General features: G+C 70.8%; 18 protein-coding genes and 1 pseudogene. 8 read left to right on the plus strand and 11 right to left on the minus strand.

Annotated elements, in window-relative coordinates; genetic code table 11:
- Nucleotide 1 precedes the first annotated feature (1 nt).
- From WMF14_RS24575 to WMF14_RS24590, 4 genes are all read right to left on the minus strand, one after another.
- Nucleotides 2–211: a hypothetical protein gene (locus tag WMF14_RS24575; RefSeq protein ID WP_437804123.1), complete on the minus strand. Its 210-nt coding sequence runs from the start codon at nucleotides 209–211 to the stop codon at nucleotides 2–4.
- A gap of 59 nt (nucleotides 212–270) precedes the next feature.
- Nucleotides 271–1,731 carry an MATE family efflux transporter gene (locus tag WMF14_RS24580; RefSeq protein ID WP_437804125.1) on the minus strand — a complete coding sequence of 487 codons (1,461 nt, stop codon included), beginning with the start codon at nucleotides 1,729–1,731 and terminating at the stop codon, nucleotides 271–273.
- Nucleotides 1,732–2,054: 323 nt separating this feature from the next.
- Nucleotides 2,055–2,426: a hypothetical protein gene (locus WMF14_RS24585; RefSeq protein WP_437804128.1), complete on the minus strand. Its 372-nt coding sequence runs from the start codon at nucleotides 2,424–2,426 to the stop codon at nucleotides 2,055–2,057.
- A gap of 144 nt (nucleotides 2,427–2,570) precedes the next feature.
- Nucleotides 2,571–3,668: a Nif3-like dinuclear metal center hexameric protein gene (locus tag WMF14_RS24590; RefSeq protein WP_437804129.1), complete on the minus strand. Its 1,098-nt coding sequence runs from the start codon at nucleotides 3,666–3,668 to the stop codon at nucleotides 2,571–2,573.
- 374 nt (nucleotides 3,669–4,042) lie between these two features.
- On the opposite strand from WMF14_RS24590, the gene WMF14_RS24595 reads away from it, so the two are divergent.
- The 3 genes from WMF14_RS24595 to WMF14_RS24605 are packed head-to-tail and all read left to right on the plus strand — an operon-like array spanning nucleotide 4,043 to nucleotide 6,657.
- Nucleotides 4,043–5,377: a ferritin-like domain-containing protein gene (locus tag WMF14_RS24595; RefSeq protein WP_437789973.1), complete on the plus strand. Its 1,335-nt coding sequence runs from the start codon at nucleotides 4,043–4,045 to the stop codon at nucleotides 5,375–5,377.
- Nucleotides 5,378–5,396: 19 nt separating this feature from the next.
- Nucleotides 5,397–5,861, plus strand: a complete 465-nt coding sequence (locus tag WMF14_RS24600; protein ID WP_437789975.1) for a DUF3565 domain-containing protein — start codon at nucleotides 5,397–5,399, stop codon at nucleotides 5,859–5,861.
- Nucleotides 5,862–5,907: 46 nt separating this feature from the next.
- Nucleotides 5,908–6,657 (plus strand): hypothetical protein, encoded by a 750-nt coding sequence (locus WMF14_RS24605; protein ID WP_437789977.1) that lies wholly within the window; start codon nucleotides 5,908–5,910, stop codon nucleotides 6,655–6,657.
- 150 nt (nucleotides 6,658–6,807) lie between these two features.
- Here the strand turns inward: WMF14_RS24605 and lspA are convergent, their stop codons facing one another.
- The 5 genes from lspA to WMF14_RS24630 form a co-directional block, all read right to left on the minus strand.
- Entirely contained in the window at nucleotides 6,808–7,299 is a 492-nt protein-coding gene (gene lspA, locus WMF14_RS24610) for a signal peptidase II (protein ID WP_437789979.1), read from the minus strand.
- 211 nt (nucleotides 7,300–7,510) lie between these two features.
- The gene (locus WMF14_RS24615) at nucleotides 7,511–8,899 is read right to left on the minus strand and encodes an IS1380 family transposase (RefSeq protein ID WP_437789980.1); all 1,389 of its coding nucleotides are present in this window, start codon (nucleotides 8,897–8,899) and stop codon (nucleotides 7,511–7,513) included.
- Nucleotides 8,900–9,053: 154 nt separating this feature from the next.
- The gene (locus WMF14_RS24620; RefSeq protein ID WP_437789982.1) at nucleotides 9,054–9,320 is read right to left on the minus strand and encodes a hypothetical protein; all 267 of its coding nucleotides are present in this window, start codon (nucleotides 9,318–9,320) and stop codon (nucleotides 9,054–9,056) included.
- Nucleotides 9,321–9,556: 236 nt separating this feature from the next.
- Nucleotides 9,557–10,210, minus strand: a complete 654-nt coding sequence (locus WMF14_RS24625; RefSeq protein WP_437789984.1) for a Vgb family protein — start codon at nucleotides 10,208–10,210, stop codon at nucleotides 9,557–9,559.
- Nucleotides 10,211–10,248: 38 nt separating this feature from the next.
- On the minus strand, nucleotides 10,249–11,562 hold the full coding sequence (locus tag WMF14_RS24630; RefSeq protein ID WP_437789986.1) for a helix-turn-helix domain-containing protein: 1,314 nt from the start codon (nucleotides 11,560–11,562) through the stop codon (nucleotides 10,249–10,251).
- 248 nt (nucleotides 11,563–11,810) lie between these two features.
- On the opposite strand from WMF14_RS24630, the gene WMF14_RS24635 reads away from it, so the two are divergent.
- Together WMF14_RS24635 and WMF14_RS24640 are read left to right on the plus strand one after the other, a co-directional pair.
- Entirely contained in the window at nucleotides 11,811–12,518 is a 708-nt protein-coding gene (locus WMF14_RS24635) for a DUF899 domain-containing protein (protein WP_272093271.1), read from the plus strand.
- A gap of 218 nt (nucleotides 12,519–12,736) precedes the next feature.
- Nucleotides 12,737–13,036 (plus strand): hypothetical protein, encoded by a 300-nt coding sequence (locus WMF14_RS24640; RefSeq protein WP_437594662.1) that lies wholly within the window; start codon nucleotides 12,737–12,739, stop codon nucleotides 13,034–13,036.
- Between the two features lie 123 nt (nucleotides 13,037–13,159).
- Here the strand turns inward: WMF14_RS24640 and WMF14_RS24645 are convergent.
- A pseudogene (locus WMF14_RS24645) lies at nucleotides 13,160–13,657 on the minus strand (hypothetical protein); the annotation flags it as partial.
- Between the two features lie 113 nt (nucleotides 13,658–13,770).
- On the opposite strand from WMF14_RS24645, the gene WMF14_RS24650 reads away from it, so the two are divergent.
- The 3 genes from WMF14_RS24650 to WMF14_RS24660 are packed head-to-tail and all read left to right on the plus strand — an operon-like array spanning nucleotide 13,771 to nucleotide 17,722.
- Nucleotides 13,771–16,095, plus strand: a complete 2,325-nt coding sequence (locus tag WMF14_RS24650) for an FAD-dependent oxidoreductase (protein WP_437789988.1) — start codon at nucleotides 13,771–13,773, stop codon at nucleotides 16,093–16,095.
- Between the two features lie 50 nt (nucleotides 16,096–16,145).
- Complete coding sequence (locus WMF14_RS24655; RefSeq protein ID WP_437789990.1) at nucleotides 16,146–17,270, plus strand: hypothetical protein; 1,125 nt, start codon at nucleotides 16,146–16,148, stop codon at nucleotides 17,268–17,270.
- Nucleotides 17,271–17,290: 20 nt separating this feature from the next.
- Nucleotides 17,291–17,722, plus strand: a complete 432-nt coding sequence (locus WMF14_RS24660) for a hypothetical protein (protein WP_437789992.1) — start codon at nucleotides 17,291–17,293, stop codon at nucleotides 17,720–17,722.
- A gap of 429 nt (nucleotides 17,723–18,151) precedes the next feature.
- On the opposite strand, the gene WMF14_RS24665 is transcribed toward WMF14_RS24660, so the two are convergent.
- A complete protein-coding gene (locus WMF14_RS24665) occupies nucleotides 18,152–19,801 on the minus strand; it encodes a tetratricopeptide repeat protein (RefSeq protein ID WP_437789994.1) in 1,650 nt (549 codons plus the stop codon).
- Nucleotides 19,802–20,084 lie beyond the last annotated feature (283 nt).

Below are 20,084 nucleotides of genomic sequence, written 5' to 3' on the forward strand. Positions count from 1 at the left end.
ATCATCGTCCCGCCTCCCACCCTCCGGGCTCTGCCGGAGAGAACGGATCGTCAAAGCGGTATGGCGTTCCCTGCAGCGGGTATGCCGAAGACTGCGGCCGCTCCTTGACGAGCACGATCACCTCCACGCTCGTCCCGGGGCCGAGCGGCAGCCCCTCGATCGTCAGCGTTCCATCCGGCCGAACCGTCGCCTCAAGGCGGTGCGCTTCCATGGCTCAGTATAGCCTGGCGCCGCCCCGCTCGGCCCGGCGGCCGCCCGCCACGGCGCGCCTCAGACGCGGCGAAGCTTCCACGCGCCGCGGCGGAACACGAGCCCGCCCGCGACGGCAAACGTCGAGAACGCCACCGCGATCGCGACGAACACGCCCGCCGGGCCGAGCCCCGCGGCGCGAGCCAGCCCCCAGGCGAGCGGGATCTCCCAGAGCCAGAAGCAGGCGAAGTTCAGCAGCGTGGGCGTCCAGGTGTCGCCGGCGCCGTTGAACGCCTGCGTGAACACCATGCCGAAGCCGTAGAACAGGAACCCGCACGAGACGATCTGCAGCGCCTGCGCGCCGAACCGGAGCACCTCGGCCTCGTCCGTGAACGCGCCGACGATGGCGCGCGCGCCCACCGCGAAGACGACGCCCACCGCGCCGAGCATGATGGTGGTCCAGATGCCCGCGCGGTACACGGCGGCCTCGGCCCGGTCGGGGCGCCCCGCGCCAAGGTTCTGCCCGACCATGGTCGCGGCGGCGTTCGAGAGCCCGAACGCCGGCAGGATCGCGAACACGATGACGCGCATCCCGATCGTGTAGCCGGCGAGCGCCGCGCTCCCGAAGGGCGCGAGGATGCGCGCCATGCCGATCCAGCTCGCCGTGCCGATGACGTTCTGCAACGCGCCGTTCGCGAAGAGCCGGAGCAGCGCCGCGAGCGCCCCCGGGTCGGGGACGAGGTGCCGCGCTCGCACCCTCACCCGGCCGCTGCCGCGCGTGAGGAAGAAGACCTGCAGCGCGACGCCGGCCCCGCGGCCAAGGGTCGTCCCGACCGCCGCGCCGGCCACGCCGAGCTCCGGGAACGGGCCGAGGCCGAAGATGAAGCACGGGCCGAGCGCCATGTTCAGCGCGTTCGAGAACCAGAGCACCCGCATCGAGAGCGCCGCGTCGCCCGCCCCGCGGAAGATCGCGTTGATGACGAACAGCATCAGGATCGACGCGTTGCCGAGCAGCATGATCGAGGCGAACGGCGCGCCGGTCGCGATCACCCCGGGCGTCGCCCCCATCACCGCGAGCAGCCGCGACGCGAGCAGCGCGCCGACCGCCGAGATCGGCAGCGAGATGAGCAGGCCGAGCGCGATCGCCTGCCCCGCCATCGCGGCGGCCTCCTCGGGGCGACCCTCGCCGACCCGCCGCGCGACCGTGGCGGACGCGGCGACCGCGAGGCCCATCGCCATGGCGTAGACGATCGCGAGGAGCGACTCCGTGAGCCCGACGGCGGCGACGGCATCGGCCCCGAGCCGCGAGACCCAGAAGACGTCGACCACGACGAAGAGCGACTCCATGAGCATCTCCATGACCATGGGGATCGCGAGCAGGGCGATCGCCCGGTCGATGGAGCCGGTGGTGAAGTCGTGCTCGCCGCCGCGGACCGCGTCGCGGAGCGTGGACCAGACGCCCGCGCCGCGGGGCGAGGGGGACGAGGGTGCAACAGCGTCCGCGCGCAGATCGGGGGCGGGTGGCGTGCCGTGGTCGCGCATGAGGGCCGGCAAGCTGATCGCGGCGGGCCGTTTCGTCCAGCGGCTTTGCACACCTTTGCAGATGGGAGGGGCTACTCTCCTGGCGCGCGCGGCGGCGACGCTATCGACGCGGATCGGCTGTCGACGACGCGGATCGGCTGTCGACCACCGGGCCGAGTCGCCCGGCGCGCCTCCACGCTTCCTTCGCGACCATATCCCACCTCGAGGCGGGAGGCTCTCCTCTCCCTCCGCGACCGCTCAACCTGCGCTCGAGAAGAGATACCGTGCCGACGAAGCGGCCCACGGCTGCGCGACGCCTTCAAGGCGCATCGTGCCTTTGGCCATCAGTCGACCTGCACCACGAACGCACCTTCGATCTGCCCGCGCTTCGTCAGCCGCTCTACCAGCGCGCGCAGCGAGACGTCGGTGTCGAGCAGCTTGCCATCCTGGAGCGCCACCCAGCGATCGAGGTAGGCCTGCCGGTTTTCTCGCAGCCAGGCGTAGTCTGCCGCAAAGTCACTGCGGGCGTGGTCGGGTGAGGCAACGATCCGGGGCTGACGGAGGGCCTTCGCCCAGCCTTCCACGCTCGTGTCCCCCTGGGCGAGCAACTCCTGGACATCACGGCGCGCTTCCTCGACGCGGTTGGCCTCCACCAGCTTGCGAACGTGCTCTGCAGGGGGGATTGGCGGAGGGAGTGCATCGTTCGCGGTCCGCATGTAAGGCATCGTAGCACTTCGCTGCGGTCCTCGGCGGGTCCTGACCGTGCCAGGGACCTCGGTGCGCCGGGCGCGCCGCCGACCCCTGACGCGCGCCGCGCCCCGTCCCCCTCCCGGCGCAGCGCCGCGCCATCGCGCGAGCCGTCAGCGGATCGAGAACGGATCCCGGTCGCGCGCGCTGAGCTCGACGCGCAGCGACGGCGCCGCGGCGCGCAGGCGCTCGGCGAGGCGCGTCAGCGCGGCGCGCTCGCTGTTCGAGTGCAGCGCGCACACGACGGTGACGCCCGCGCTCGCCGCGCGGAGGGCGTCGTGGTGGCGCAGCTCACCGGTCAGGTAGAGCTCCGCGCCCTGCGCGATGGCGTCGTCGAGGAGCGCGCCGCCCGCGCCGGCGCACGTGGCCGCGCGGGAGACGGCGCGATCCTCGGGGCCGGCCACGAGCAAGGCGTCGACCCCCAGGCCCTCCTTGATGCGGCCGAGCAGCTCGGAGACCGGCGCTGCGCCGGTGAGCGGCCCGATCCGGCCGATGCCGGCCCGGAGCGGCTCCGCGGCGAGCTCGACGAGGTCGAACGCCACCTCCTCGTACGGGTGCGCGGCGCGCATCGCCTGCACGACCGCGGCGGTCCGGTCGCGGGGGAAGACCATCTCCAGCCGCACCTCGGCGACGCGCTCGAGCCGGCCCTTCTCGCCGACCGTGGGGCTCGCGCCCTCCTCCCCGAAGAACGTGCCGGTCCCCAGCGTGCGGAAGCTGCATCGCGAATACCGGCCGATCCGGCCCGCGCCCGCCTCGGCGAGGGCGTCGGCCACCGCGTCGGCGCGATCCTCCGGGACGAAGACGACCAGCTTGTGCTGCCACGCCTTGGAGGGCGCCCTCCTGAGAGGCGCGCGGTCCGCCGAGATCCCGAGCGCGTCGGCGAGGACGTCGTTGGTGCCCCCCTCGGCGACGTCGAGCGCCGTGTGGGGCGAGTACAGCGCGATGCCGTCGCGGATGGCCGCGAAGAGGGGGCTCGGCGCGACCACGCGCTTCACGGCCTCGAAGAGGGGCGGATGGTAGGCGACGACGAGATCGCAGCCGAGATGGCGCGCCTCCAGGGCGACCTCGGGCGTGTAATCGATGGCGAGGAGCGCCGCCGACGAGGGCCGCGCCGGGTCGCCCGCGAGCAGGCCGACGTTGTCCCAGGACTCCGCGAACCGGAGCGGCGCGATCGACTCGAGCGCTGAAAGGACGTCTCGGAGGAGGGTCATGAGCGCCTCTATACCAGCGGCGACCGCGGTGCGGTGCGCAGCGGCGTCCACGGAGCGGAGCGCAGCGGCGACCGCTGAGCCGAGCGCAGCGGCGTCCGCTGAGCCGAGCGCAGCGGCGACCGCTGAGCCGAGCGCAGCGGCGACCGCTGAGCCGAGCGCAGCCGGAGGCGCTGCATCGCGTCGCGATCTGGACGGCCGGCTCGATGCCAAGCGGGCGCGGCGCAGCGCAGTGCGACGTCGACGCGCGCCCGGCAACGCCGCCCGCGAGGGCTCGCCGCGGCAGCAGCGCAATCGATGCAGACCAGGCCTGTGCCATGCTGTGCCGGCCATTCCCGCGCTGAAAGGCTACGCCCGCGGATGCTGCGCTGGTATGGATGCTGCTGTTCTCTGGCACCATGGTCAGTATCCCCTCTTCTCCGGTTCAATTTCGGATCGCGCTCGCTCACCAGCTGACACGCGCGATCCTCGCGACGGCGACGCTCAACGTGGCTGTTGGAGGCGTCGCCTGCGGCGGCGACGTCACCCTGGAGCGCGCGCCGGGCGGAGGCGGTGGCCCCGCGTCCGACGACGAGAGCTCGGGGACGCGTGGAGGGATGGGCGGGAATGGCGGGCCAAGCAGCGATGCCGCCACGTCAATCCAGGCAGGCGGCGTCGAATGGACCGAGGAAGGGACGGTCTGTGTCGCCCTGGGGCCCTCGGGACAGGGAGGACAGGGCGGTGCCGGAGGCGCCGCCGGCGAAGGGGGGACTGCCGGCGAGGGGGGGACTGCCGGCGAGGGGGGCATCGGCGGCTCACCCGCGGGCACGTGCCCGACCTTGGACCCCTACGGCTCCTCCGCCCCGCAACCGCTGCCCGGCGCGCCCGCGGGGTGCTGGTACACCACCCTCGGTGAAGGCGTCCTCCGGGGCGGCGAGTGCTGCTACGAGTTCACCGCGACCTGCGGCGGCGCAGGCCGTCCGTTCCTCGTGGGCGAGCGCGCGCGCACGGCGCGGGCAGAGCGGCGCGCGGCGAGCGCGTGGGGCGCCGCGACGCGCCCGGACGTGGCGGCGTTGACGCAGGCGACCCGCGCCGCGCTGGCCGAGGCATGGCTCCGCGACGCCTTGCTCGAGCACGCATCGGTCGCCTCCTTCGCGCGGTTCTCGCTGGAGCTGATGGCGGTCGGGGCCCCCCCGGACATGCTCGCGGCCGCCCACGAGGCCGCGGGCGACGAGGTGCGCCACGCGGCGCTCTGCTTCGGCCTGGCGAGCGCGTACGCCGGCGCGGCGCTCGCGCCGGCGCCGTTCGCGTTCGGCGGGCGGGTCGAGGTCGCATCGGACCTGCCCGAGCTCGCGGCGCGCGCCGTCCGCGAGGGCTGCGTCGGCGAGACGCTCGCCGCCCTGCAAGCCAGCGAGCAGCTCTCGCGCGCCACGGACGCCGCGGTCCGGAGCGCCCTTGCCACGATCGCCGAGGACGAGGCGCGGCACGCCGAGCTCGCATGGCGCTTCGTGGCCTGGGCGCTCCAGACGGGCGGAGAGCCGGTGCGCCGGGCGGTCTCCGAGGCCTTCGAGGCGGCCCTCGCCTCGACTCCTCCGGCCGCCACGGCGCCGGACGCCGAGGCCGACGCCCTCGCCGCGCACGGGCGCCCTGACGGCGCGGCGCTTGCCGCCTCCCACCGACGCGCTGTCGCCGAGGTCATCGCGCCTGCGATGGCCGCGCTGCTGGGCGCGTAGTACGCCATCGGGCACGACGATGCGCCGATCGATCACGGGCTATCATCAGGACGATGCGAACGACTGGGTGGCCGAGCTGAGCTGTGGACATGGCCAGCACGTCCGGCACAAGCCACCGTTCCTCTCGCGCCCCTGGGTCGTCACGCCCGAGGGCCGCGCCTCGATGCTCGGCACCGAGCTCGACTGCGTGCGCTGCGAGCGGATCGAGATGCCCGACGGGCTGGTCGCGTACAAGCGGACGGCCGATTTCGACGAGGCCACGATCCCTGCCGGCCTGCGAAAGAACCATTCCACGAAGCCCGGCGTATGGGGGGTGATCCACGTGATCTCGGGGCGGCTCCGCTACCGGATCGATGGGCTCGGCGGTCGAGAGCTCTCTCTCGATCCAGAGACCCCGGGCATCGTCGCGCCCGAGGTGCTGCACCACGTCGACCCCGACGGCCCGGTGCGGTTCTTCGTGGAGTTTCGACGCAAGGACGGGTGACCCGACCCGCCGAATGTGACGGTTGCACCAAGCGTTCTGGGTCCTCATGAACCGATCCTCCATCGCCCTGCTGGTCGCCGTCGGCATCGGGTGTAGCTCGCCGTCTTCCACCTCGCCGGCGAGAGTCTCCGCGGCCCCTGCAGGTACGGGCCGAGCTCCGGCGCCAAGCGCGACCACGCCCCCGGCCGGCACCTCCGCGGTGGAAAGCCAGACGACCGCGGCAGCACCCCAGGCAGCTGCGGACAGCGCCGAGGGCCCCGAGGTGAGCCTCGACGATCCGCGGATCCAGAAGATCAGGGCCCTGTATCAGGACATCCAGGCCCGCAACGACCTGAAGCGAAGCGAGCTCCGCTTCGAGTGCGCCGGCGGCGAGGGGCGCGGCGAGCTCCGGTTGTACCAGGCGGACGGCGCGGTCCAGAAAGCGGAGATCGCAGCCGCCGACGCGGGGCACGGCGAGTCGACGTACCAGTTCTACTACGACCAGGGCCAGCTGGTCTTCGCGCTGCACGACGATGGATCCTGGGCCTTTGACGGGACGAGGGGTACGCCGGACAAGCCGGCGACGACGAGCAGCGTCACGCAGCGCCGGTACTATCTTCAGGAGGGCGAGCCTGTGCTCTGCATCAAGAAGCAAGCGAAAGGTCCCACGGAGGAGCTCGGCCCCTTGCTGGAGCAGGCGCCCAACCGGCCAGACGATTGCTCCAGGGCCAAGAAGATACGAGAGCTCGCCATCACCGCCCTGGCAGGCGCGAAGACCAAGACCAAGGATGAGCTGAAGAAGCTGCTCTGTACCTGATCCAAGCGGCACTACCGCACGGCCGGTCCTCCTTGGGATGAATCAGAGATCGGACCGGAAGAGGTGCGGCGTGACCGCCCTGTCGTCCGGGTACGAGAAACCCTGATCGACGGTGGCGTGCTTGGGCGAGACGATCTCAGGAGGCGATGATCAGGACGCCTCGCTCGGCTCCTGGCGCGCACGCCGGAACATCACGATCGCGAGCAAGATCCCGCCCGCCACGATGGCCATGTCAGCGACGTTGAACACCGGCCAGCTGTGAAGGTGGATGAAGTCGACGACATAGCCGCGGAAGGCGCGATCGATCGCGTTCCCGATCGCGCCGGCGACGATGAGCGCGTACCCGGCCTGCTCGGTGGCCGAGGCGCGGCGGCTGCTCCACCAGCCCGCGATGATCACGCCCAGGACGAGGATCGAGCACACAAAGAGGATCGCCACCTTCGCCGGCGACTCGATGCCCCGGAGCAGGCTGAAGGCCATGTCGCGGTTCTCGGCGTAGCGGAGATCGAGCACGCCCGGCACGATCGACAGGGGACCTCGCCGCTCCAGCGCGGCCTGCGCAGCCGCCTTGGTCGCATGATCGCATCCCACCAGGGCCAGCGTGAACAGAATCAGGACCCAGCCCATCACACGTCGCGCCATGGCCGATGGAACACGGGGCCCTGGCGGTTTGTTCCCGGCATCTCACTCAACGTGGATTTCGCGCCCAGGGGGGCACGAGCGAGCCGAAGGCGCCGTGCGAGCGGCGCTCGGCCAAGCGCGTGCGGTTTAAACTACAATTGGCTGACGCCCAGAGCGTCACGAAGGCGCACGCCCCCCTTACCCCCCACGATCATTTCGGCTGGTTTCATTTTCAATTGAGCCAGCGGGCGAGCTGCGAGCACGTCGGCACGTGCAGGGTCGTGCCCCGACCCGACCGGGCCAACCTTCCCGGAACGAGGATCAGCGCGCGGCGCAGCCACGGCGTTCGCCAGCTCGCCAGGTGCGGAACGTGCTCCAGCACATAGCGGCGCATCAGGTTGGCCGTCAGCAGCTTCAGCAGCAGCGCGGCATGATTGGCGTTGAAGCAGTGGCTCGGCACGCGACCGCATCCCCACCCGTGCTTGAGCTCGCCAATGAGCGGCTCGATGCCCGCGCGCAGGTCATACCGCGCCGCGACGTCTTCCGGCGCTTCGACCGGCTCGTTGGTCAAAAAGACCTGCACCGTGTAGTCGAGCCCCTCCCAAAGGTTGATCTGCTTGCCATTCTCCCGGTCGCGTGTGCGTACGGCGATGACGCGGACCCCATCGGGCCAATCGCGGCGCCGGAAGAGCACCTCGGTCACCTGCCGTCGAGGACGACCGTCGGCATCTCGGTCGATGGTCCGCCATCCGGTGGCGTACGCGATCCTGCCCACCAGATCGGGGCTCATCCGCGCCTTGGTCAGGAAAAAGCATCCCTTCGCAGCAACGGCGTGCATCAAGGCGCTGCAATCCCCAGCGCCATCGATCCGTACGTAGATGGCTGCACTCGGAGCTGCGGCGCGCGCGCGATCAATGCACTTCTCGACGAAGGGCACATCGGCTTCGCCGAAGCTCGTGTCGCCCGGTCGCAGCTTGGCCCCGACGATGGCGTCAACCTCGGCGATCCGCGCCAGGATCGGATGATAGCTCGGCCGGCCGTGGTAGCGCGGGTTCGGGCCCGGCCGCGCCCCCTCCTGCATTCCGAAGAGCGGCTCCACGGTGGTGTCGACGTCGATATGCACGAATCGGTGCTTTCGGCGAGCAACCAGGGCAAGCCCGTGATCGACGACCATGCTGTGCAGCGCCTCGAGCGCATCGTCGTCGAAGCGGCACAGGTCCCGGTAGACGGTGTCGATGCTCGGGACGACCCCGCCGGCGAGGCGTACGAAGAGCGGATCGACGGCGAGCGCCTCGATGCCGAAGACGCGCTCCTCGCCGGCGAGCGCGCCGTCCATCAGCAGGCGCATCTGCGCGGCCATCGGGTAGATAACCGAGCGACCCGACTTCAGCCGGAAGAACCTGCGGCTCAAGGCCGCGTCGACGCCAAGCTCCCGGATGAAGGCGCCGAATGGGGCAAGCCCTGCGATGCCCGTCAGATTCTTCTCCGTGGGCGCGATGTGAATCATGGCAGGGTTTGGCCGCCGGATTCGCTCCTGGTGCCGCCCGTCGCCTTTCCTCTTGAACCCGAGTTCGCGCCGGCGCACCTTGGAGGTGCTCGGCGTGTGCCTTCGTTTGGTCATAGCAACCCGGACGGGTCGCCACGCCGAGCCTTTCTTTCAAGGCGTTCCTTTTACAGCGCCGGATTTCTCACGCCCCGGATCGGATTTCTGGGCGCGAAATCCACGCTCAAGAGAGGACGGTTGGGAGCCAGCGCAGCCCTGCCACGAGCACGCGTCAGGCGAGGAAGCCCGGCAGCGGTCCGCAGCTCGGCTCGATGCCGATGCCGGTCGCGGCGTAGCCGAGCGCGTTCATCACCGACGTGAGCAGCTTGTTCGAGCTCTGCGCGGTGGTGTTGTTGATGTACTGGCCCACGTTCACGCCCAGGTTCTTCCCGCCGGTCTCGCCGCCAGCCGGACCCGAGGACGGATCGCCGAGCTGCCCGGTGCAGGCGGGCGCCAAGAAACCCAGAACGAAGATCCAGCCAGACGATCGAAGATGCATATCGGATCTCCACATGGGTACGCGGCGCCGATCGACACCGCTCCCGTCGAGGAGGCTGGAAGTCCAACGCTGTCCGCGAGTCACGCCTTCGCGCCTTCACATTCCCGAAGGTTTCGATTCTGATCATCGCCGCGCGCAGCGACCCAGACGTTTCCCGCCGGCGCGGTGTCACTCACGCTGTAAGTTTGTCTCTGAACGCTGGCCCGCTGCCTCCGGCAGGTCGAACCCAGGGTGAATCAGCCCGCCTTTCGCGGCCTCTTCACCGCGCGGAGCTTGCCTGTCGCCGGGTCGCCGCACCACATGCGGCCGCTCGCGTCCGCCTCGACGCCGGAGAGGCGCACGCTCTCCGGCAGCGCGAGCCGGTCCAGGACCTCGCCGCTCCGGGGATCGACGCGGCGGAGCTCCGACGGCGCGCCCTCCTCCTCGCACATCACGCCGTGCCAGAGATCGCCGTCGGTCCACGTGACGCCTGTGACGAGCCGATCGGAGACGAGCGTGCGGAGGACGGCGCCGCGCTCGGGATCGATCTTGAGGATCTTCCGCTCGCGGTAGATGCCCGCATAGAGCGCGCCGTCGGCCCACGCGAGCCCGCTCACGGGCGTCGCGTCGAAGCCCGGCACCTCGCCGACCGCGGCCCCGCTCGCGGGATCGATCTTCCGGATCCTGCCGCCGCCGACGACCCACAGGTGGCGCCCGTCGAACGCCACCCCGGCGCTCGCGGGCGCCTTCAGGCGACGCAGCACGCGGCCGCTCTCGGGCTCGGCGGACACGAGGTCTCCGCGATCGCCGTGCGCGAACCACACCGCCTGTCCGTCGAACGCGACCCCGTGAATCGACTCCACCCCCTCGAACGTGCGCTCCGCGATGATCTCGGCCTGCCGGGCTTTCATGGTCCACTCCTCCCTCGCCCCGCGCACCCAACGCGCACTCAACCAGGAAGCGCGAGCCCGAGGAGCAACATCTGTGACGCGATCGACAGCGCCGCTCGGGGCCTCGCGTAGCGCCGCGAGGGGCCGCTGCCGGTGACCTCGACCGCGCGCGCGAGCGAGAGCTCCGCCAGCGCGCGCTGCACCGTGCGCGCGCTCTTGCCGAGCGCGGCGCCGATGGCCGCGGCGCTCCACGCGGCGCCGTCCGAGAGGAGCGCGCGGATGGCGGCCGCGTCGCCCGGATCGAGCGGCGCGAGGATGACCACCTCCACGCCCGCGCCGAGCTCCCAGCGGTACGCGTTCCCGAGCGCCCGCACGACCCCGGCGCCGTGGATCGCGGCGCGCAGGCGCCCCACCTCGACGCGCAGCCGCCGCCGATGGGACTCGTTGACCGCGCGAACGCCGAACGCCGAACGCGCGAGGTCGTCGCTCGCGATCGCCGCCGGATGGGCGCGCGCGAGCGCCTCGATCAGGGCGAACAGGACCGGTCGGCGCGCGAGGTCGGCCCGCACCTCGCCGCCGTCGAGGACGCGGCGGCGGAGCGCGTCCACGACGACCCGCCCCGCAGGCGCGGCGACCAGGGCCTCGACATCGGCGAGGCGCACGGGCTCGTCGCGGCCACCCTGGACGCGGCGCGCCACGGGCTCGTCGTGCGCGCGGAGGAAGCGCTCGGCCTCGGTGATGAGCAGCGGGTGTCCGCTCGCCCGCGCCCACGCCGCGGCCTGCTCGGCGGCGCGCCGCGCCGAGGACGCGCGCACGAGCCGCGCGTGCGCCTCGGCGCGCACGAGCGCCAGCGCGGCCCTGGTGAACACCGGCGCGTCGCTCGTGACCGTGGCCTCGGCGGCCGCGAGCGCGCGCTCCGCCTCGGCGACGCGGCCTTCGAGGAGCGCGGCCCGCGCCGCGCCCAGGCGAGCCCACGCCGCGTTCGTGAGATCGCCGGCGCGCTCGAGGGCGTCACCCGCCTCGACGAGTCCCTGGCGCGCCTCGCCGAGCTCCCGCTGCGCGAGCGCGATCTCCGCGAGGGCGGCGCTCGCGCGCGCCCGGGCGCGCTCGGCGCCCGCCGCCGCGAACGCCCGCGCGGCGCGGCCGAGCGCTGCCTTCGCCTCCGGATAGGCACCCATCTGCGCGAGCGCGATCCCGCGGAGCGCGAGCGCGTGTGGCCCGCCGAAGGGGCCGACCACATTGAGCGCGTCGAGCGCGTCGCCCGCCGCGAGCGAGCGGGCCGCCAGCTCGCCGAGCTCGGCTGGGACCTCGGCCGTCGCATCCATCGCGGCAGCGTCGCACGCCCGGCGGCGCGCGCCAACGGATCGCGACATCGATGTTGCTGTCGCGGCCAGAGGCGCCGTGGTCATTTCCACGGGTCAGCGGCTGGCGCGGCGAGACGCCGCGCGCGCCGCCCACAGGAGGAGATCCCCATGTGCCCTGCGTGCCTAGCGTCCATCGGATGGGTCCTCGCCCAGGCGGCCTCCGCCGGCGCGGTGACCGCGATCGCCGTCAAGAGGCTCCGGAACCGGAACCAGAGCAGGAGCGCCGCCGGCGCCCCCGCGTCGAAGGGAGAGCGCCGATGAGCCGCGCCAAGGTCGTTTCGAGGGAAGAGTGGCTGGCGGCGCGCCTCGCGCTGCTGGAGAGAGAGAAAGAGCACGACCGGCGGCGCGACGCGCTGAGCGCCGCGCGCCGCGAGCTGCCGTGGGTGAGGGTCGAGAAGGCGTATGTGTTCGACGCGCCTTCAGGCAAGCTGACGCTGCGCGAGCTCTTCGGCGAGCGCCGGCAGCTCCTCGTCTACCATTTCATGTTCGCGCCGAGCTGGGACGAGGGCTGCAAGAGCTGCTCGTACGTGGCCGACAACATCCAGGGTGGCCACGTCCACCTCGCCGCCCGCGACACGGCGTACTGCGCCGTCTCCCGCGCGCCGCTCGCCAAGATCGAGCCGTTCAAGGCGCGGATGGGCTGGACGTTCCCGTGGGTCTCCTCGGGCGAGACGGACTTCAACTATGACTATCACGTCTCGTTCCGTGAGGAGGAGCGCGCTCGAGGCGATATGGAGTACAACTTCAAGAAGGCGAGCTCCCCCTTCCCGGAGGCTCCTGGGCTGAGCGTGTTCGCCCGCGAAGGCGACGAGGTCTTCCACACCTATTCGACCTACGCGCGCGGGCTCGATGTCCTGATCGGCACCTACAACTACCTGGATCTCACGCCCCTGGGCCGCGACGAGGCCGCGCTGCCTCACACGATGTCGTGGGTCCGCCATCACGATAGGTATCCCACGACGTGAGGCACCTCGCGGTGCGGAGCGGCGCGGAGGGAGCCCTGCGAGGGCGCGTCGCTCCGGAGCGCGGGCGCTGGTGACGCGCGGGTCACGCGGGTTACGCACGGGTTCCGCGCAGGTCGCGCGCAGCTCGCGCGCGCACGGGGCCATGGGCCCGGGAGGGCCCGACCCCCGGTTTGTTGGCCGATCCGACCGCCTCGACGGACACTGGCGAGACGGTCGCGATGAAGAAGTGGAGCTTCCTGGCCCTGGGGCGCAGCTACGAGATCACGGATTATGGCCCCAGCTTCGGGATCGAGGTCACACGGGACGGCTACACGGTGTGGACCGGCTACCGTGACGGAGCGCGGCTCGTGACGGACACGAGCACGCTGCCGACGCGTGAGCTCGTGGCGCTCCGCGAGGAGCTCGTGCAGCGGGCGAGCTCCCGGAGCGCCACGGGCGCGCGCGCGCGCCGGGCGCAGCGCGCGGTCGAGCAGCTCGATCTGCTCGGGGCGCCGCTGCTCGGCGGCTGCCCGCGCTGAGGCGACGCGAGCGCGTCCGCCTCCCTGTCGGAGCGCTCTACCAGCTCGCGACCGGCGCTCTACCAGCTCGCGCAGCTCGCGACACGGGAAGCGCCGGTAATCGTTCATGTGATCGGGCTGGCCGTAGATCATCTGCTCGCCGTCCCAGACCGCGTTCCGCCATTCCCGAGTCTGCATCCCTTCCGGCCCGTACAGGCACTGGACGCTCGAGGTGAACCTGTGGCCGCGGTTGTCGACGCCGTTCCGCTTGAGCACGTCTCGATAGAAGGCGGCGACGATGCAGGCGTTCGCATGCGCGCTGACGGCGCACTTCAACCACGGATCCGGAGGCGACGTGACATACGCTCCCGGCAGGCGCCCGCTCTCGGTTTCCGCGTCATGACGCAGGGTGCAAATACCGCGGAGATCGATGACAATGAAGGGATCGCAAGGAGGGTCCCTTGACCTCTCCGGCTCGCAGTTCGATGTGTTGGGTCGAAGGTCCCTTCGCGGCGATACTCCTCTGAAATTTCCCGGCCTACCCCCGGGCAGGTGCCGAGGCTGTTTCTGATCCCGGTCGCCGGGAATCGGGTCTCTGTCGGGCTTTTCGCCGCGTTCCTCCGCTCCGTGAGCCAGGTGCATCCCCGTCTCACGGGCGCAGGCCGCGAGCGGAGGCGAACGTGAAGATCCATGACGGGCCGAAGACGCCTCTGCCAAGGGGCGCCATGGGACAGCATCGAAGCAGGGGGGGAGCCATGGGACAGCATCGAGCGATCGTGATCGGGACGGGTTTTGGTGGAGCGGTCTCCGCCTGTCGCCTCGCGCAGGCCGGATTTGCGGTGACCGTGTTCGAGCGCGGCCGCCGGTACGACCAGAAGGTCCCCGAGTTTCCGAGAGGTCGACTCGATCAGTGGCTCTGGGAAAAGACGAGAGGGCTGTATGACGTCCGGCCTATCGATCAGATGCGCGTCGTGCAGTCGGCGGGCTACGGCGGCGGCTCCCTGATCTACGCCAACGTGCACCTGCGCGCGCCGTCGGAGGTCTTCGCGCGCGGGTGGCCCGAGGGCTACAGCCGCGCGGCGCTCGATGCTTATTACGACCTGGTCGCCTACATGCTGGACATCCAGCCGATCACCCGCTCGCCGGGCGGACTGCCGCCGAAGACGCGGCAGATGTCCGAGGCGCTCACCAAGCTGCGCCGCAAGGAGCAGCTCTTCTATCCGCCGCTGGCGATCAATTTCTCCAGTAAGCCGGGGCTCCACCCGAACAAGTTCGGGGTGTTGCAGGGCGGGTGCGTCGAGTGCGGCGACTGCACCATCGGCTGCGTCCATCGGTCGAAGAACACCCTGGACATGAACTATCTCCCGCTTGCGGAGCGCGCTGGCGCGACGATGCGCACGGAGTGCGAGGTCACGCTGATAGAGCCGCTCTCCGGCGCGGAGGGACCACGGTACCGCGTCGCGTACCGCGATCACGGGCGCGGCGGACAGGAGCTGTTCGAGGAGGCCGAGCACGTCTTCGTCTGCGCGGGCTCGCTCGGCTCGACCGAGCTGCTCCTGCGTTGCAAGGAGGCGGGCGCGCTGCCTCGGCTCAGCGCGCAGCTCGGCGCGGGGTACTCGGGCAACGGGGATCTGGTCGCCCTCGGCTTCGATGTCGCCGCTCCGTTCGAGCCGGCGAGCGGGCCGCCCATCACCGCCGGCGTCGTCTACGCGGGCGGCCCCGGGCGCGACCAGGCGTGGTTCTTGATCGAAGACGGCGGCTTCCCGAGGCAGCTCTGGCCGATCATCAAGCTCTCGAGGCCGCACATCGACTGGCGCTCTTGGCCGGCGGCGGCGTTGGACAGGCCCTGGGCGACCCCGGCAGAGCCGCCGACCGGCGCCGCGCTCGACGAGATCATGCGGGCGGCGTCGGAGCGGGAGCCGCCCCCGGTCACGCCGGAGGAGATGCGGAACACCGCGATGTTCCTGGGCATGGGGAGGGACCTGGCCAACGGGCGGCTGGAGCTCGTGCGGGGCGGAAAGCTGTCGGTCCGGTGGGACGTCCCGTCGAACCTCCTGCTCTACAGCGTGGAAGAGCGGCTCGCCCAGGACATCGTGGCGCAGCTCGGCGGCGCTTACGCGGTCTCGCCTTTCTGGCGGTTCGCGCACCTGCCCATCACCGTCCACAGCCTCGGCGGCTGCCGGATGAGCGACAGCGAGGAGCACGGCGTCACGAGCGGCCTCGGCGAGGTGTTCAACTATCCAAACCTCTTCGTCCTCGACGGCGCGATCCTGCCAGCGGCGACCGGCGTGAACCCGTCGCACACCATCGCCGCGGTGACCGAGCGGAACATCGAGCGGATCATCCGCCGGATCACGGGCGAGCCGGGCTGGACACCGCCGGAGCGGGCGCACGCCGCGCCCTATGCGGATCCCCTGACGGCCATCGCGATACCGGCCGCAGGGACGGCGCCGCCGCGGCATCCGGGGCTTGGTCTGACGTTCCGGGAGAGCCTCTCCGGCTCCTGGGAGAGCACCCCAGGAGCGGCCGCCGACCGGCGAGCGGCGCCTCGCCAGGTGCGCCTTCACCTGCGCATCACGATCTCCTATCTGGCGAGGTTCATCTCCGATTCGGCGCACCCAGGGCTCGTGACGGGGACGCTGTCGGCGGGAGGGCTGACCGCGGGAGAGACTCCGATCAGGGAGGGCGTCTGGAATCTTTTCGTCGCCACAGGGACCGGCCCGGAGCGAGAGATACGCTACGTGCTTCCCTTCGACGGCGCCGACGGCCGGCGGTTCACGCTGCGCGGCGCGCGGGTGTTCCGGCCGCGCAGCGCCTTCGCCTTATGGCGGCTGTGGAGGGAGAGCGTCGTGCTCCCCTTCCGGATCCAGGAGGGGGATGACGAGCACGGGAGCGCGGTTGGCGAGGGGGTGGCGCGGCTCCGGCCGATTGACGTGGTGCTTCTCCTTCTGTCGTTCCGCGTCTCGGGGGCCGCGGCCCTGAGCGACAAGGCGCGTGCGCTTTTCGGCTTCGTGGCGTTTTTCTTCCTCTCTCTCCTCCGGATCGCGCGGGGGCGATCCTCAGGGGCCATCGAGCAGTAAAATCGGGGGGATCGCCGCGGTCGCTTCCGTCGGGGAAGGAGCGTCTCGAAATGCAGGGCTATACGGTTGGAGCGCCGCCTGGGCTGCTCCGGGTTTTCCGCGTGCTCAGCCTGATCACGGCGATCGCCAACGCTGGAGGAAACGTGCTCCTCCTGCTGTTCCACCGGCCGATCTTCGCCTTGCTGGGCGTCCCGCCGCCGATCGACGTCCCGAGCTTCGCGTTCGTCTCGGGGTTCTCGTTCACCATCGGTGTGCTGGCCTTCCTCATCTTCCGTGCCACCCAGGTGAGCACCGATCTGCTCGTCACGGGGATCGTGGCGAAAAGCATCTATTCTCTCTTCACCTTCTACTTCTATACCATCGGAGAGCTCCACTGGCTCTATCGGTTCTTCGGGATCTGGGACGGCGTCTTCGCGTTGATCTTCTTCTTCTTTCTCATCTATCTCGTCTCCCCCGATCTGAACGTGCTGAACGCGGGCGCGATCCTGCCCGGCGCGGAGCGCGCGCGAGGGCGCAGCGCGCTGCTGCTCTACTACTCGCTCACCGGCAACGGCCAGGTCGCGATGCAGCACGTCAAGGAGGGGCTCCTCCGCAAGGGGTACGCCGTCGACGAGAAGGTCGTCGAGGCCGAGGAGCCGCTCTTCCGATTCCCGCTGTCGTGGCGGCGGTTCTGGCGCATCACGTTCCGCGCCGTCTTCCGCCGCCCGGCCGCCATCAAGCCGCTCGGCATCCCCGCCGACCACGCCTATGATCTGATCGTCGTCGAGTGCCAGACCTGGTTCATCGGCATGGCGGCGCCGATGGAGGCGGTGTTCGAAGAGCCGGCGAACCGCGCGATCTTCCGGGGCAGGGACGTGGCGACCGTCCATGTCTGCCGCGGTCTGTGGCGCCGAACCCAGGCGATGACGATCCGCTGGCTCAACCGGTGCGATGCCCACGTCGTCGGCGCGCGCGCCTACTCGAACCCCGGCTGGGAACCCGCGCGCTTGTTCTCGCTGTTCATCTTCCTCGGGACCGCCAGGGAGTGTTACCCGCGGTGGCTCTGCGGCTGGTTCCTCCAGAGACAGCGCCTTTCCGAAGACAAACTCGCCGGGCTCGTGCGCTTCGGTGAGGCGCTCGGCGAGCGCCCGTGCCCCGGTGAGCCGGCCACCCTGACAGGAGAAGTCTCCGGCTGACGGAGAGAGGAGCGAACGCCATGCATCTCATCCCCGGATTGACGACGGAGCCGTTCGAGGTGCTCTGGGCTCTCTTGAGCCTTCCGCCTGACCAGCTCCTCCCCGCGACCGGCCTGCTCGCGGCGTTCGTGATCGTGTGCGAGCTCGTGCGCGTCCTCCTCGGCTCGGAGCTCACGCGATCGGTGCTGGCGCACGTCACGATCTGCCTGCTCACGTTCCCCGCGCAGTCGATTGTCCTCGCGATCGTCCTCGTGCACGCGGCGCGCTCCTACCCGGGGCGCGGGCCGCTCAACCTGGCGATCGCCGCCGGCCTCTACGTCGTCTGGTATCTGACCGGGGAGGCCACGCGCCTCGTCCGGCCTATCAACGAGGGGGCCGATCTCGGCTTCATGACCGTGGGCGCGCTCATCACGTTCCCTGCAGGAGTCCTGGCCGCGCTGGTCTATGGGTGACCGATCAAGGCAGGCGGTCCCCCGAGGCACGTACGCAAAGTCGACGCGCCGCGGTTTTCCTCGGCGCGTCGGCCTGTCGGGCCTTGCGTTCTCGTGCAGGACGACGGAGCGCTCATCGAGCGACCAGGAGCGGGAGTTCGTGTGCCTCCAGGAGGACGGGCGGAGGATCCTCGTCGACCTGGAGCTCAACATTCCCACGTTCGACTTCCGTTTTCATGACGCGTGGGCCGAGAGCGGGCGCTTGCCGGGCGCGTACGTCGTGTTGCCTCCGGAGCCGTGGTTGGCGGGCGAGCTCCCGGAGCGCCGCCCCGGGTGTGGGCGCGGGCGGGCGCGCGCGCCGGCGGCAGCGCGCGGTCGAGCAGCTCGATCTGCTCGGGGCGCCGCTGCTCGGCGCCTGCCTGCGTTGAGGCGACGCGAGCGCGCCCGGCGTCACCGTCGGAGCGGGTCGAAGCACTTCTCCGCGCGCGTCGGCGCGCCGTCCCGCGCCGCCTGCTCGTGCGCGAGGAAGCAGCGGAGACGCGCCTCGATGACCGGACTTTCACTCCCTTCCGGCACGAGATCGAGCGCGTGCCCCGCCGCGCTGATGGCCTCCGTGACTCGACCCTGCATGAGGAGCAGCATGCCGTAGGTGTCGTAGCAGGACGCGCAGCCCGGGTCGGTTTTCAGGGCGCGCCTTATGAACGTCTGTGCCTCGTCGAGCTCGCGATGCTCGATGCGGTATCGGGCCACGAAATCGAGCTGCGTCGCGGTGGATGCGGCCCGGCTCAGACGGTCGACGAGCGGGGCGGCGCGTCCCATGGCGTCGAGGGTCGTGATGACGCGATGGCTCGCCAGCGTGTAGAGCGACCTCCCCATCGCCAGGAGATACCGAGGATCCATCGGCCTCGCCGCGAGCGCCACCGTGAGCTCCTGCTCCGCCTCCCTGAGGCGGCCCTCGGCGATCCAGAGGCGCCCGCGCCAGAGGCGGGCCTCCGCGTTGTTCGGTTCATGAGCGAGCGCCTCCTCGAGGTGCGCCGCCGCCCAGGCCCTCTCGTCACCATCCCACGACTTGAGACGCGCCCAGAGCACGTGGACCTCGGCGTCGTTCATCGCGCGCTCGGTCTGCGGCGGCGGAGGCGGCGGGGGCGCATAGGGGCCCACCTTCTTGATCAGCCGCGGACCCACGAGGTAGCTCCGGAAATGCTGATCGAGCTGCTCGGACGGGATGTCGGCGATGGCTTGCTGGAAGGCCTGCCGCACGGGCACGGCTCGCGAGGCTGCCTCGAGAAATCCGGCGAAGCGCCGCACGTAGGGCTCGGGACCGTTGTTCAGCATGTGAACGAGCGCCCACGAGCTCAGGTAGTTGATCGCCACTTGGCGGCGCTCGGCCTCCGATGGCTCGCCGGAGCGGCCGTAGAAATCGTCTCGGCCAAGGTCGATGAGCTCCGTGGCGGAGCGCGCCCGGCTGACGGGGATCAGCAAGCGCGTGAACGGGCCATTGCTCGCGGCGCGCCAGGACGCCTCCTTCAGGAAGCTTCGATCGGGCAGCGGTGAGCCGATCATCGCATAACCGTCCTGCAAGCGGAGCGTCGAGTAGAACTGGGCGAGCCCTTCGTTGAGCCACGCTGGCGTGGGTCCGATGCTCTGCGCGATGAAGTGGTGCGCGAGCTCGTGCTGGAACGTGAGGCGCGTCTGTTCCCCGAGCGAACCGTACATGACCATGGTCGGAGCTGGCTCGAGGTCGTTCGGCAGCGCGTGCATGAAATAGCCGCCGAAGGGCCGCCGAACGAACTGGCTGAAATCCCGCTCGCGCGCGAACAGGACGATCTGCATCCGAAACGGGTCGGGCGTGTCGCTCGGGAAGCAAACGTCTTCGAGCGCGTTGTACGAGGTCTCGAACTCGGCGAGCGCGTCGCGCGCCTCGGAGCGGTCGAGATCAGTCCACATCACGAAGTGCTCCGAGGAGAGCTCCACCCACGGGGCACCGCCCTGGGACGCGCAGGTGAGCGGCGGCTTGGGCAGAGCACACCCGAGCCCGCTGGCGGCCCAGGTCACGAGCGCGGCGGCGCGGAGGGAGCGCGTTAGGAACGAAGTCGACATGAGCTGTCCTCGATGCCCGTCGCCATGGGTGCGCGAGCGGTGGTGGGAGATACACCGCCGCTCCGCTCGCGTAAAGGCGTCATGGGCCGGTGAAGTAAGCGCCGACGGCGCTCACCGGAGCGTAGGCACGCATTCCCGTGAGCGCCGGCCGATTCTCACGAAATGCGACGTGGAGCGTCGCGCCCCAGGGGGCATCATCGACACTGACCGCAGATTTTGCGCCGATTCGCAGCGCGGTGCGTTCCACGTGCGGTGGGGCGGGGACACGCCTGCGTGCTCGCAA

The sequence above is a fragment of the Sorangium sp. So ce693 genome (assembly GCF_051521375.1).
Taxonomy (GTDB): domain Bacteria; phylum Myxococcota_A; class Polyangia; order Polyangiales; family Polyangiaceae; genus Sorangium; species Sorangium atrum.

Coding starts and splice junctions, on each gene's coding strand:
- WMF14_RS24635 (WP_272093271.1), top strand. CDS start 11,811: ATGAGCCGCGCCAAGGTCGTTTCGAGGGAAGAGTGGCTGGCGGCGCGC.
- WMF14_RS24615 (WP_437789980.1), bottom strand. CDS start 8,899: ATGACCAAACGAAGGCACACGCCGAGCACCTCCAAGGTGCGCCGGCGC.
- WMF14_RS24655 (WP_437789990.1), top strand. CDS start 16,146: ATGCAGGGCTATACGGTTGGAGCGCCGCCTGGGCTGCTCCGGGTTTTC.
- WMF14_RS24660 (WP_437789992.1), top strand. CDS start 17,291: ATGCATCTCATCCCCGGATTGACGACGGAGCCGTTCGAGGTGCTCTGG.
- WMF14_RS24575 (WP_437804123.1), bottom strand. CDS start 211: ATGGAAGCGCACCGCCTTGAGGCGACGGTTCGGCCGGATGGAACGCTG.
- WMF14_RS24590 (WP_437804129.1), bottom strand. CDS start 3,668: ATGACCCTCCTCCGAGACGTCCTTTCAGCGCTCGAGTCGATCGCGCCG.
- WMF14_RS24605 (WP_437789977.1), top strand. CDS start 5,908: ATGAACCGATCCTCCATCGCCCTGCTGGTCGCCGTCGGCATCGGGTGT.
- WMF14_RS24650 (WP_437789988.1), top strand. CDS start 13,771: ATGGGACAGCATCGAGCGATCGTGATCGGGACGGGTTTTGGTGGAGCG.
- WMF14_RS24640 (WP_437594662.1), top strand. CDS start 12,737: ATGAAGAAGTGGAGCTTCCTGGCCCTGGGGCGCAGCTACGAGATCACG.
- WMF14_RS24630 (WP_437789986.1), bottom strand. CDS start 11,562: ATGTCGCGATCCGTTGGCGCGCGCCGCCGGGCGTGCGACGCTGCCGCG.
- WMF14_RS24665 (WP_437789994.1), bottom strand. CDS start 19,801: ATGTCGACTTCGTTCCTAACGCGCTCCCTCCGCGCCGCCGCGCTCGTG.
- WMF14_RS24620 (WP_437789982.1), bottom strand. CDS start 9,320: ATGCATCTTCGATCGTCTGGCTGGATCTTCGTTCTGGGTTTCTTGGCG.
- WMF14_RS24600 (WP_437789975.1), top strand. CDS start 5,397: ATGCGCCGATCGATCACGGGCTATCATCAGGACGATGCGAACGACTGG.
- lspA (WP_437789979.1), bottom strand. CDS start 7,299: ATGGCGCGACGTGTGATGGGCTGGGTCCTGATTCTGTTCACGCTGGCC.
- WMF14_RS24585 (WP_437804128.1), bottom strand. CDS start 2,426: ATGCGGACCGCGAACGATGCACTCCCTCCGCCAATCCCCCCTGCAGAG.
- WMF14_RS24625 (WP_437789984.1), bottom strand. CDS start 10,210: ATGAAAGCCCGGCAGGCCGAGATCATCGCGGAGCGCACGTTCGAGGGG.
- WMF14_RS24580 (WP_437804125.1), bottom strand. CDS start 1,731: ATGCGCGACCACGGCACGCCACCCGCCCCCGATCTGCGCGCGGACGCT.
- WMF14_RS24595 (WP_437789973.1), top strand. CDS start 4,043: ATGCTGCTGTTCTCTGGCACCATGGTCAGTATCCCCTCTTCTCCGGTT.